At 62.4% G+C, this 12,490-nt stretch carries 12 protein-coding genes; 1 reads left to right on the forward strand and 11 read right to left on the reverse strand.

Annotated features, from left to right (window positions below; translation table 11 throughout):
• Positions 1-43: 43 nt before the first annotated feature.
• Positions 44-850: an AraC family transcriptional regulator gene (locus tag CG51_RS11490; protein WP_051930478.1), complete on the forward strand. Its 807-nt coding sequence runs from the start codon at positions 44-46 to the stop codon at positions 848-850.
• 3 nt (positions 851-853) lie between these two features.
• Here CG51_RS11490 and CG51_RS11495 read toward each other — a convergent pair whose 3' ends face one another.
• The 11 genes from CG51_RS11495 to nuoH form a co-directional block, all read right to left on the reverse strand.
• A complete protein-coding gene (locus CG51_RS11495) occupies positions 854-2,530 on the reverse strand; it encodes a ribonuclease J (protein WP_035745114.1) in 1,677 nt (558 codons plus the stop codon).
• A 9-nt stretch (positions 2,531-2,539) separates the two neighbouring features.
• Positions 2,540-3,319, reverse strand: a complete 780-nt coding sequence (locus CG51_RS11500) for a type III pantothenate kinase (protein ID WP_035745117.1) — start codon at positions 3,317-3,319, stop codon at positions 2,540-2,542.
• A gap of 13 nt (positions 3,320-3,332) precedes the next feature.
• The gene (locus CG51_RS11505; protein WP_035745119.1) at positions 3,333-4,091 is read right to left on the reverse strand and encodes a biotin--[acetyl-CoA-carboxylase] ligase; all 759 of its coding nucleotides are present in this window, start codon (positions 4,089-4,091) and stop codon (positions 3,333-3,335) included.
• 20 nt (positions 4,092-4,111) lie between these two features.
• Positions 4,112-5,551 (reverse strand): NADH-quinone oxidoreductase subunit NuoN, encoded by a 1,440-nt coding sequence (nuoN, locus tag CG51_RS11510; RefSeq protein WP_088239060.1) that lies wholly within the window; start codon positions 5,549-5,551, stop codon positions 4,112-4,114.
• 16 nt (positions 5,552-5,567) lie between these two features.
• A complete protein-coding gene (locus CG51_RS11515) occupies positions 5,568-7,112 on the reverse strand; it encodes an NADH-quinone oxidoreductase subunit M (protein ID WP_035745122.1) in 1,545 nt (514 codons plus the stop codon).
• Positions 7,112-9,358, reverse strand: coding sequence for an NADH-quinone oxidoreductase subunit L (nuoL, locus tag CG51_RS20740; RefSeq protein WP_035745125.1), 2,247 nt, complete (start codon positions 9,356-9,358; stop codon positions 7,112-7,114). The genes CG51_RS11515 and nuoL overlap by 1 nt, the downstream gene beginning before the upstream one ends.
• Before the next feature lie 3 nt (positions 9,359-9,361).
• Positions 9,362-9,667, reverse strand: coding sequence for an NADH-quinone oxidoreductase subunit NuoK (gene nuoK / locus CG51_RS11525; protein WP_035745126.1), 306 nt, complete (start codon positions 9,665-9,667; stop codon positions 9,362-9,364).
• A 77-nt stretch (positions 9,668-9,744) separates the two neighbouring features.
• A complete protein-coding gene (locus tag CG51_RS11530) occupies positions 9,745-10,353 on the reverse strand; it encodes an NADH-quinone oxidoreductase subunit J (protein WP_035713891.1) in 609 nt (202 codons plus the stop codon).
• 2 nt (positions 10,354-10,355) lie between these two features.
• Positions 10,356-10,763, reverse strand: coding sequence for a carboxymuconolactone decarboxylase family protein (locus CG51_RS11535; protein ID WP_035713892.1), 408 nt, complete (start codon positions 10,761-10,763; stop codon positions 10,356-10,358).
• Positions 10,764-10,770: 7 nt separating this feature from the next.
• Complete coding sequence (nuoI, locus tag CG51_RS11540) at positions 10,771-11,265, reverse strand: NADH-quinone oxidoreductase subunit NuoI (RefSeq protein WP_035713893.1); 495 nt, start codon at positions 11,263-11,265, stop codon at positions 10,771-10,773.
• Between the two features lie 49 nt (positions 11,266-11,314).
• Positions 11,315-12,352 (reverse strand): NADH-quinone oxidoreductase subunit NuoH, encoded by a 1,038-nt coding sequence (gene nuoH, locus CG51_RS11545; protein ID WP_035745129.1) that lies wholly within the window; start codon positions 12,350-12,352, stop codon positions 11,315-11,317.
• Between the last annotated feature and the right edge of the window lie 138 nt (positions 12,353-12,490).

Genomic DNA, 12,490 nt, shown 5'->3' on the forward strand with positions numbered 1-12,490 from the left:
GCTTTGGTCAAAGACTTTCGCGTCCGGGCCAACGGAGGACAGCATGGAGGCGGACCCCAACTATCGTGACCGGACGGCGGTGCCGAAGCCGACGCTCGACGCGCTCGACATATCCAGCGAACCTCTGATCGCCGCGGCCGCGGATTACCCGGATTACCGGCTGGTGCCGCCGCACAAGCATAGCCGGTCCCAGCTTATCCATGCGTTGGAAGGCGTTCTGCTCGTTCGCGCAGATGCGGGGCGATGGATGGTGCCGAAGGACCATGCCCTCTGGCTGCCCGCCGAAACGGTGCATTCGGTAGAGATGCTTGGCAATGTGCGGATGCGGTCGGCTTATGTCCTGCCCGGCGCACATCCGGGCCTGCCGAGCACCATCCGGGTGGTCCATGTCACGCCGCTGATGCGGGAACTGCTGAAGGCGGCATCCGATCTCCCGCCTCTGGGACCGCTGGGTAAGCGCGATCCCCTCGTCAACCACCTGCTGCTACATGAAATACCGCTGCTGTCGGAACGTCCGCTTGCGCTGGCCTTCCCGACCGATCCACGGCTTGCACGGCTGTGCCGGGAATTCGTCGCCTCACCCGACGCCCATGTCGCCATCGACGACTGGGCCGCACGTGCCGGGATGAGCCGTCGCTCCTTCACCCGGCGCTTCCAGCAGGAGACGGGCTTGAGCCTGTCCCGCTGGCGGCAGCAGGCGAGCCTGTTCGCCGCCCTGCCCCGGCTTGCCGCAGGCGAGCCGGTGACGACCGTGGCGCTCGACCTCGGCTATGAAAGCGTTGCGGCTTTCACCACAATGTTCCGCAGGATGCTTGGCAGTCCGCCTCGCACCTACGGCATCAAGGTCTGACGCTCACTCTTCCAGCAGACGGCTGACCACCACGGTGACCTCGGGCTTCTTGCCGATTTCCTGCACGGATGTCTGGCGCACCTGGCGGCGGATGGCCTCGTCGAGCTTGCCGTCATCTGCGATGACCTTGTGTGACACTTTCTCCAGCAGATCGGCGAGCGCCTGCTCGATGACCTCCTCCAATGCGCCGCCACTCCGGCCCCGCGTGGGCAGACCCATGACCTCCGCCCAAGGATCGCCGAGGATCTCGCCTTCGTCGTCGATGATGACGGTGATGAGAACATGCCCATTCAGCGCCATGCGGATGCGGTCACGCACTACCCCATCTGTCGCGCCGATCAGCACATTGCCGTCGAGATAGAGCCGCCCCGTATCCACATGGTCGACCACGCGCGGACGATCGCCGGACAGATCCATCATCATGCCGTTGGTAACGATTTCCGAAGGGATGCCTTTGGCTGCGACGAGCTTTGCATGCTCCCTCAGGTGACGATGCTCGCCGTGCATCGGAATGACCATGCGGGCAGAGACCAGATCATGCACCGCCTCCAGATCCGGCCGGTTGGCGTGACCTGAAACATGGTAGAGACCGTCGTTGTCATCCACCACATCCACGCCCATTTCCGAGAGCGCGTTCATGATGCGAATCACGCCGCGTTCATTGCCGGGAATGGTGCGGGAGGAGAAGAGGAACATATCGCCCTCCTTCAACTCCAGCCCCAGATAGCGCCCGCGCGACAGCTGTGCGGCAGCCGCACGCCGCTCGCCCTGACTGCCCGTGACGATGAGCATCACGTTCTCCCGCGGCATGCTCGCCGCATCCTCGGGCGACACGGTCGGGGGGAAATCCGTCAGCACGCCGGCCTCGACCGCCGCCGCCACCATCTTGCGCATCGCGCGCCCGAGCAGGCAGACGGAGCGTCCCGCAGCGACCGCCGCATCGGCCAGCGTCTTCAAGCGCGCGACGTTCGACGCGAAGGTCGTGGCGACCACCATGCCGCGCGCATTCACCACGAGATCGAGCAGCGGCGCGGCCAGGGTGGCTTCCGAACGGCCCGGACGGGGTGAAAAGACGTTGGTCGAGTCGCAGGTGAACGCCTGCACCTTGCCATTCGCCCGCGCCATCGTATGCCAGGCGGCGGCATCGAAAGGCTCACCCACCACCGGCGTCCCGTCCAGCTTGAAGTCCCCGGAGTGAACCACCCGGCCAGCGGGTGTATCGATGACCAGCGCAGCGCTTTCCGGGATGGAATGCGACACGGGCATGAAGGAGACACGGAACGGCCCCGCCTCCACCTGCTCGGGATAGGCACCGACGATGTTGAGCATGTCGGTCGCCAGACCCTGCTCCTCCAGCTTCAGCCGCGCAAGAACGCCGGTGAAGGTTCGTGTATAGACGGGCGCCTTCAGCCGCGGCCAGAGATGGCCGATCCCGCCAAGGTGATCCTCATGCGCATGGGTGATGAAGATCGCCTCCAGCCGGTCGGCCCGCTGGGTCAGCCAGGAGACGTCGGCCATGATGAGATCGACGCCTGGGGTGGTCTCCATGTCCGAGAAGGTCACACCCAGATCGACGAGGATCAGCCGCTCCCGACCCGCCGGCCCGTAGCCGAAAACATAGGCGTTCATGCCGATTTCGCCGGCGCCGCCCAGGGGCAGGAAGATCAGCCGTTCACTCATGCGTATCCCTCATTCGCGGGGTGTGTCCTTGTTGTAGTCGTTGATGATGCGCAGCCCATGCATCGTCAGGTCGTCTTCAAGACGGTCGAACAGGTCTTCGCCGGTCGCGAACAAAGGCGCAAGCCCCCCGGTGCCGATCACCAGCATGGAACGGCCTCTTTCCGCCCGAATCCGCGCACAGATCTCCTTCACCACACCCACATAGCCCCAGAAAATGCCGGACTGCATGCAGGCGACGGTGTTTCGGCCAATCACCTGTTCAGGCTTGGTCACATCCACGTGCGGCAGGGCGGCGGCGGCCATGTGCAGCGCCTCCATCGACAGGTTCACGCCAGGAGAGATCACGCCCCCGATATAGGCCCCGTCGCTATCCACCACGTCAAACGTCGTGGCCGTGCCGAAATCGACGACGATCAGATCACCCCCATGCCGGTCATAGGCTCCTGCCGTATTGACCAGCCGGTCCGGGCCGACGAGCGTGCCCGCGTCCACCCGTGGCGGATTCGGAAGGCGGCATTCCGGCTTGCCCACCACCAGCGGGCGGCAGTCGAAATACCGGTTGCACAGCACCCTGAGGTTGAACACGACCCGTGGCACGGTGGAGGAGATGATGACCTCCGTCACATCCGCGTCGATCTGGTTCAGCGTCATGAGCTGCTTGATCCAGACCCAGTATTGATCCGCCGTGCGGCGATGATCCGTCGCGGTGCGCCACGTGGCGATGAAGTGCGCGCCGTCCCAGATGGAGAACACCGTGTTGGTGTTGCCGCAATCGATCGCCATCAGCATGGCCTTCTCCCCCTCAGAAGAACACTTCCGCAGCGGGAATGGCCCGCCGCCCCTCCGACGTTGCCAGAACGAGCGCCCCCTGCGCGTCGATCGTCTCGAAAATCCCCGTGGTCGCGGTGCTGCCCGTCCGCGCCGTGATACGCTCGCCCAGCCGCGCGGCGCGGGCGAGCCATGCCTCCCGGATGGGGGCGAAGCCCTGCGTCATGAAGACGGCCTCGCGCGCAGCATAGCTCCGGGCAAGCACGGACAGGAATTCCTCGGGCGCGACCTGGGCACCGGTTGCGGCCAGCAGGCTCACCGGGTGCACGGCTCCCGGCTCCAGCGCCTCGGCAGGTGGTGCCTCTGCCAGGTTAACACCGATACCGATGGCGAGATGGCTGACGTGGCCGCCCTGCCCGATGCCTTCCAGCAGAATGCCAGCCACCTTGCCACCGGCAAGCAGTACATCATTGGGCCACTTGAGTGCGAGGAGTTCCGGCCGGCCTGTCACTTCGCTCAAGGCATCGGCAAGGGCGAGCGCTGCCACGAAGGAGCGGAGCGCCACCGTCGCGGGTGGCTCTTGCGGCCTCAGCACCAGCGCGCCGGCAAAGTTGCCCGACGGCATGGCCCAGGGACGACCGCGCCGGCCCCGCCCCTGCGTCTGATTGTAGGTGAGAATCCACGCAGGGGCCGAGAGAACTGGCGCGATACGCGCCGCCTCGTTCAGCGTGCTGTCCAGTTCGGCATGGACGTGCCGCCCGATACCCGCCGGCCAGTCGGCCACCCTCGTCATGCCTCAGGGCCCGTCATGCCTCAGGGAACGAGCGCCGTGGCCGCGGCCTGCGCATAAGGTTCGATGCCGAACAGGTTGATGACACCGACCAGCATGATCGCCGCCGAGCCCATCAGCATCACCCATTGCACCGGCCCCATCCGGCTTTCCACGCCAGCGCCCTCTTCACCGAAGTACATATAATAGACGATACGGAGGTAGTAATAGGCACCGATCACGGAAGCGATGACACCCATAACCGCAAGCCAGGTCATGTTGCCCTCAACCGCCGCCATGATGACGTAGAACTTTCCGAAGAAGCCGATGAACGGCGGCACGCCCGCGAGGCTGAAGAACAGGACGAGAAGCGCCAGCGCCTTCAGCGGTTCCCGCTTGCTGAACAGGCGCAGCGAGTCGATATCGCTCACCGGACGTCCATCCCGCTCCATCGACAGGATGAAGGCAAAGGTGCCGATGTTCATGGTGACGTAGATCGCCATATAGACGAGCATCGCCTGAATCCCGAAGCTCGTCCCCGCGGCGAGGCCCATCAGCGCGTACCCCATGTGGGCGATGGAGGAATAGGCCATCAGGCGTTTGATGTCCGTCTGCACGATCGCGCCGATAGACCCAAGATACATGGAGCAGACCGACAGGAATGCGACAATCTGGCTCCAGTCCCCCGCGACATTGCCAAAGGCGCCGTGAACGAGCCGGGCGATGAGCGCCATGGCCGCAACCTTGGGGGCAGTGGCGAAGAAGGCGGTGACCGGCGTCGGCGCACCTTCATAGACATCGGGCGTCCACATGTGGAAGGGCACGGCGGAGATCTTGAACGCCAACCCGGCGAGCATGAACACCAGCCCGAAGAGCAGGCCGAGCGGCAGTTGCTCGGACCCTCTGACGGCCTCCATGATGCCGCTGAACAGAGTCGTGCCCGCAAATCCATAAACGAGGGACGCGCCATAGAGCAGCATCCCGGAAGACAGCGAGCCGAGCACGAAGTACTTCAGGCCCGCCTCGGTGGACTTGAGATTGTCACGCCGGATCGCCGCAAGCACGTAGAGGGCCAGCGACTGAAGCTCCAAGCCAAGATAAAGCGACATCAGATCGCCGGCGGAGACCATCGCCATCATGCCGACGGTCGCCAGCGCGAACAGCACCGGATATTCGAAGCGGAGCAGGTCGTGCTTGGCAAGATAGTCGCGGCCCATCACCAGCACAAAGGCGCCGGAGACCAGAATGACCGCCTTCGCGAACCGCGAGAAGGCGTCGTCGACGAACATACCCCCGAAGGCGAGCCGCGTGCCGCCACCCATGCCTATCCAGAATGCCAGAAGAACCATTACCACCGCCGTCACCCAGGTGATCAGCGTGGCGGTCGCATCCTTGCCCGTATAGACCCCGAAGAGCAGCGCTAGCATCGCATAGGCCGCAAGCAGCAGCTCCGGCAGGACGATGGCAATATCGGCAGAGATCATGGCGCGGTCCTTCGGTTCAATTCCGGGCGAGCCGCGTCGCGGCCTCACCGGCCTGGGCGACCGCCGTCTCGTAACCTTGCACCAGATTGGCCACGGAAGGCCCGATGATGTCGGTAACGAGCGACGGATACACGCCAAGCAGAAGTGTCATGGCGACGAGCGGGGCAAAAATCGCCTTCTCGCGCCGGGTCATGTCGGTGATGGACTTGAGGCTTTCCTTGACCAGATCGCCCAGCACTACGCGGCGGTAGAGCCAGAGCGCGTAGCAGGCCGACAGGATCACCCCGGTTGCGGCTAAGGTCGCGACCCAGGTGTTCACCTGGAACACCCCGACGATCGTCAGGAACTCTCCGATGAAGCCGGATGTGCCGGGCAGACCAACGTTCGCCATGGTGAAGAACAGGAAGATCGTCGCATAGGCGGGCATCCGGTTCACCAGGCCGCCATAGGCGGAAATCTCCCGGGTGTGCATACGGTCGTAAACCACGCCGACGCAAAGGAAGAGGGCGCCCGAGACGAAGCCGTGGCTGATCATCTGGAAGATCGCGCCGTCCAGCCCTTGCTGGTTGGCCGCAAAAATCCCCATGGTCACATAACCCATATGTGCCACCGACGAATAGGCGATCAGCTTCTTCATGTCCTGCTGCACAAGCGCAACGAGAGAGGTATAGACGATCGCGATGACGGACAGCCACAGAACGAACGGCCCCAGCAGGTCGGACGCCACCGGGAACATCGGCAGGCTGAAGCGCAGGAAACCGTAGCCGCCCATCTTCAACATTACCGCCGCCAGCAGAACGGACGCCCCGGTGGGAGCCTGCACGTGCGCATCCGGCAGCCAGGTGTGGACCGGCCACATCGGCATCTTGACCGCGAAGGAGGCAAAGAAGGCGAGCCACAGCAGCGTCTGCACGCCGCCCATGATCTGCCAACCCATGAGCGTGAGCGGGGCGGAGGCGAACTGATGGTTCAGCAAGGTCGGAATGTCGGTCGTGCCCGCCTGCCAGTACATCGACACCATCGCCACCAGCATCAGCACGGAGCCGAGGAAGGTATAGAGGAAGAATTTGAAGGAAGCGTAGATCCTGTCCTTCCCGCCCCAGATGCCGATGATGAGGAACATCGGAATCAGGCCCGCTTCGAAGAACAGGTAGAACAGCACGAGGTCCAACGCCACGAAGACGCCGATCATCAGGCTTTCCAGGATGAGGAAGGCAATCATGTACTCCTTCACCCGGTAGGTGACATCCCAGCAGGCCGCGATGGTCAGCGGCATGAGGAAGGTCGTCAGCATGACGAAGAGCACGGAAATGCCGTCAACACCCAGCTTGTAGCGAAGGCCGAGAATCCACTCCCGGCTTTCCACGAACTGGAAGCCGGTATCGGACGGGTCGAAGCCGATCAGGATGAACAGCGAGATGAGGAAGGTCGCCGTTGTCGCGATGAGCGCCAGCCACTTGGCATTCCGCTGGGCCGCCGCGTCGTCCCCGCGCAGAAACAGCGCGAGAATGATCGCCGCGACAAGGGGCGTGAAGGTGACGATCGAAAGGAGGTTTTCCATCAGTGCGCTCCTCCCCAGAGCGTCATCCAAGTGACAAGCAGGGCAATACCCACCACCATGGCGAAAGCGTAGTGGAACAGGTAACCCGACTGCAGCCGTCCCGCGAGCCGTGCAAAGAACGGAATGATCCCGGTGGCCAACCCATTGATCCCGCCGTCGATCGTCGCACCGTCACCGTTTTTCCACAGGAACCGTCCGACCGCCTGCGCCGGGCGGACAAAGATGAACGTATAGATCTCGTCGAAGTACCACTTGTTCAGCAGGAACTTGTAGAGCGGGCGATTGGTGGCGGCGACACGCGCCGGAAGGCTCGGATCGCGAATGTACATGATATAAGCCAGCCCCAGCCCCAGAAGCATCGCGACGAACGGTGATACCTTGACCCAGACCGGGGCATGGTGGGCATTTTCCATCACGTGATTGTCGGCATGCATGAAGATCGCACCGAGCTTCTCAGGACTTGCTCCATGCTCCGCCGTTGCCGGTGCGCCTTCCGCCGAAGCGGCATGGTCTGCCGCTGCAGCCTCATTAGCGGCCGTTCCAACAGGAGCTTCCGCGGGCGCCGCCCCATGGGAGATTGCTGCGACTTCCTCGTGCTCCGCCGGAATGGAAAAGAAATGCTCCACCGCGTGATGATCGCCGAAGAAGGGCTTTTGCCAGATCATCCCTGCAAAGACCGCGCCGAAAGCCAGAACGATCATCGGGACCAGCATGACCCTCGGGCTTTCATGCGCATGATCATAGGCGGAACCGTGATGCCCGTGGCCATGATCGTGGCCATGATCGCTGTCGTTATGGCTGGAATGCTGATCCACGCCGTGGCCGGCGTGACCGTCCGGTTCCTCCGTGTCATGCTCGACGACATGTGCATCGCGCGGCTTGCCGAAGAAGGTGAGGAACATCAGCCGCCATGAATAGAAGGATGTCATGAAGGCGGCGATGACCAGCATCCAGAAAGCATATTGCGATGCTCCCGTGCCCCCGGCCCAAGCGCTTTCAATGATCGCGTCCTTCGAGAGGAATCCGGCGAAACCAATATGAGTAAGCGGAATGCCCACGCCGGTGATCGCCAATGTGCCGATCATCATCATCCAGTAGGTGACAGGCAATTTCTTGCGCAATCCACCGTAATTCCGCAGGTCCTGCTCATGATGCATCGCATGGATGACCGAACCCGCACCGAGGAAAAGCATTGCCTTGAAGAAGGCGTGCGTGAGCAGATGGAACATCGCCGCCGAATAGACGCCCACGCCCGCGGCCACGAACATGTAGCCGAGCTGCGAACAGGTCGAATAAGCGATGACGCGCTTGATGTCGTTTTGCACGAGGCCGACCGTCGCCGCGAAAAACGCGGTGGACGCACCGATGATGACGATGAAGGTCTTGGTTTCTGGTGCAAATTCGATCACCGGCGACATGCGGCAGACCAGGAACACCCCTGCCGTCACCATCGTCGCGGCGTGAATCAGGGCTGAGACCGGCGTGGGGCCTTCCATGGCGTCCGGGAGCCAGGTGTGCAGGAAAAGCTGCGCCGATTTTCCCATGGCCCCGATGAACAGCAGAAATGCCACGAGATTGGCAGCGTTCCAGTCGCGCCACAGGAAGCTGATCTCCGTCGTGGCGAGCGAGGGCGCTGCCGCGAAGATGTCGTCGAAGCGGATCGAATCCGCAAGAAAGTAGAGCGCCGCGATACCGAGGATGAAGCCGAAGTCACCCACCCGGTTGACGATGAACGCCTTCATCGCCGCCGCGCCCGCCGACTGCTTCTTGTAGTAGAAGCCGATCAGCAGGTAGGAGGCGACGCCGACGCCTTCCCACCCGAAGAACATCTGGAGCAGGTTGTCCGACGTCACCAGCATGAGCATGGTGAAGGTAAAGAACGACAGGTAGGCGAAGAACCGCGCCCGATAGGGCGTGTCGCCGAAGTTGTCGTCATGGGCCATATAGCCGAAGCTGTAGAGATGAACGAGTGCGGAGACCGTATTGACCACGATCAGCATGATCGTCGTCAACCGGTCGATCCGTAGCGACCAGTCTGCATAGAGCGTGCCGGACTCGAGCCAGGTCATCAGCGGGACGCGATACGCCTCGCCCCCATATGTCAGGAACAGCACCCAAGACAGGATCGCTGCGAGGAAAACCAACCCTGTCGTGAGGAACTGCGCCCCGCGCTCCGAGATGATCCTCCAGCCGAAGCCGCCGATAATCGCCGCCAGAAGCGGGCCGAAGACGATGATCTTTTCCATGCCTCAGCCCTTCATCACGTTGACGTCTTCGACGTCGATGGTGCCGCGGTTCCGGAAGAAGCAGACCAGGATCGCCAGACCGATCGCCGCTTCGGCCGCCGCGACCGTCAGCACGAAAAGGGTGAAGACCTGCCCGACGAGGTCGCCGAGGAAGGCCGAGAAGGTCACCAGATTGATGTTCACAGACAGCAGGATCAGCTCGATCGACATCAGGATGACGATCACGTTCTTCCGGTTGAGGAAGATCCCGAAGATCCCGATGACGAACAGCGCCGCGGCCACCGTCAGATAATGTGTGAGTCCGATCATCGTCCTCGTCCCTCGCTTCCGGCGCTTCCGCACCGGCCTTCACCGGCGGTCGGGCCGCCCTTGTTTCGTCGGGGTGGTCAGAGTCCCTGCCCCGGCTTGATGTCCTTGAGCTCGATCGCCGTCGCCGGATCGCGCATCATCTGCTTGATCACATCCTGCCGCTTCACATTCGTCCGGTGCCGCAGCGTGAGCACGATTGCCCCGATCATCGCGACCAGCAGCACAAGCGCGGAGGCCATGAAGAGGTAAACGTAGCGGTCATAAATCAGGTGACCGAGTGCGGCGGTGTTGTGCATGACCTCCGGTGCAGGGGCCGGCGCCATCCGTGCAGCCTCCGCCGTCGGCGCCATCGTCCAACTTCCGAACGCGATGGCGAGTTGCATGATGATGACAAGGCCTATCAGCAGGCCGAGCGGCATGTACCGCACCATCTCGCTCTTCAATTCCTCGAAATCGACGTCGAGCATCATCACGACGAAAAGGAAGAGCACAGCAACCGCGCCGACATAGACGATGAGCAGCAGCATCGCCACAAACTCCGCCCCGAGCAGGACGAACAGCCCCGCCGCCGCGAAGAAAGCCAGGATGAGCCAGAGAACGGAATGCACGGGGTTCCGTGCCGTCACGACCATGAGACCGGCCAACACCGTGGTGATGGCAAAGAGATAGAAGGCAAAGGTTAGCATCGTCATTCTTCTGTTCCCTTGGCCCCGAAGACGCTCTGCGCGATCTCCAGCGCCCGGTTCATCGACGGCAGCCCGCCGAACATGCCCATCTGGTAGATCACTTCCGCGATCTCCCGCTTGGTCGCGCCCGCTTCCAGCGCGTGGCGGATGGTGAGCTTCAACTGCGGCTCCGCCTGCGCGCCGAGCATGGTGAGCGCGGCGATGATCACGAGCAGCCGGGTCTTGCTGTCCAGCCCCTCGCGGTTGAATGTCCTGCCGAAGGCCATCTCCATGAAGTTCTTGGACATGGTCGGCATCAGCTCGTCGAAGCCCGGCATGCGGAAATCTTCGAGTGCCGGATTGAGCGAGCGCGCCATCTCCTGGCTGCTTTCCAGCATCGCCTTGAACATGCGGGAGAAGTCGTCGCTCATGTCTGCCTCACCGATATGGAGCGTCAAGCTCGAGATTGCGGGCGATTTCGGCTTCCCAGCGGGCCCCGTTGTCGAGAAGCTTGGCTTTGTCGTAGAACAGCTCTTCGCGCGTCTCGGTGGAAAACTCGAAGTTGGGGCCTTCCACGATCGCGTCCACCGGACAGGCCTCCTGACAGAAGCCGCAGTAGATGCACTTGGTCATGTCGATGTCATAGCGCGTGGTCCGACGGGAGCCGTCCTCCCGCGGTTCTGCATCGATGGTGATGGCCTGTGCCGGGCAGATCGCTTCGCACAGTTTGCAGGCGATGCAGCGTTCCTCACCGTTCGGGTAACGCCGCAGGGCATGTTCACCGCGGAAGCGGGGAGACAGCGGGCCCTTTTCGAACGGATAGTTCACCGTCTCCTTGGGCGCGAAGAAGTACTTCAGACCCAAACCGAAGCCCTTGATGAAATCGGTCATCAAGAAATACTTCGCTGCGCGCGCATAGTTTATGGTGGCCATCAGTGCGCCCTTTCCTTCGGCGTCTGTTTCGTCGGCTGCCTTTTCATCTTCAGCCCCCCATCGACCAGCGGGCCCAGAAGTGACCGAGCACTTCGTAGCGCGCGAGGAACGCGATGAGCACGACCCAGATCAGCGACAACGGAAGGAATACCTTCCAGCCGATCCGCATGAGCTGGTCGTAGCGGTAACGCGGCACGATCGCCTTCACCATCGCGATGAGGAAGAAGAAGAAACACATCTTCAGGAACATCCAGATCGCGCCGTCGGGCAGGCCCGGAATGGGCGAGAGCCAGCCGCCGAAGAACAGGATGGAGATGAGTGCGCACATCAGCCAGATGGCGATGTACTCCGACGCCATGAAGAGCAGATAAGGCGTGGATGAATATTCGACCATGAATCCCGCCACCAGTTCGGATTCCGCTTCAGGCAGATCGAAGGGCGGGCGGTTCGTCTCCGCCAGGGCGGAGATGAAGAACAGCACGACCATGGGCAGGTGCGGCAGCCAATACCAGTTGAACAGCCCGGCCGAGCCGCTCTGAGCATGTACGATGGCGGAGAGGTTCAGCGAGCCGGTGGAGATCACCACGCCGATGATGATGAGCCCCAGCGACACCTCATAGGAGATCATCTGCGCCGCGGACCGGAGCGAACCGAGGAAGGGATATTTGGAGTTCGATGCCCATCCGCCCATGATCACGCCATAAACCTCAAGCGAGGAGATGGCGAACAGGAACAGGATGGCGACGTTGATGTTGGCGAGCACCCAGCCATCCGCGAACGGGATCACCGCGAAGCCGAGGATCGCCAGGACGAAGGACAAAAGCGGGGCGAGGAAGAAGACGAATTTATCGGCCCCCGCGGGAACCACGATCTCTTTCAGGACATATTTGAGAGCGTCGGCGAAGGTCTGGAACAGGCCCCATGGACCGACGACGTTCGGCCCGCGGCGCATCTGGACCGCTGCCCAGATCTTCCGGTCACCATAGACCAGATAGATCAACGACAGCATCACAAAGGCGACGACCAGAAGGGACTGACCGACGATGAGGACGATGGTCCCTGCGGTGGTGGAGAAGAAGTCAGCCATCTTGCCTCACGTTCATTGACCGTCGGTCATCGCTGGGTCGGCCGGGGAGAGAGACTCGCTCCCTCCGGTCACGCTGCTGTTAACAGCATCCGGCCTGCAGATGCCAGCCCGGATACGATAGTTGCCGGTGGGGTCGAA

It is taken from the genome of Haematobacter missouriensis (genome assembly GCF_000740775.1).
GTDB lineage: Bacteria > Pseudomonadota > Alphaproteobacteria > Rhodobacterales > Rhodobacteraceae > Haematobacter > Haematobacter missouriensis.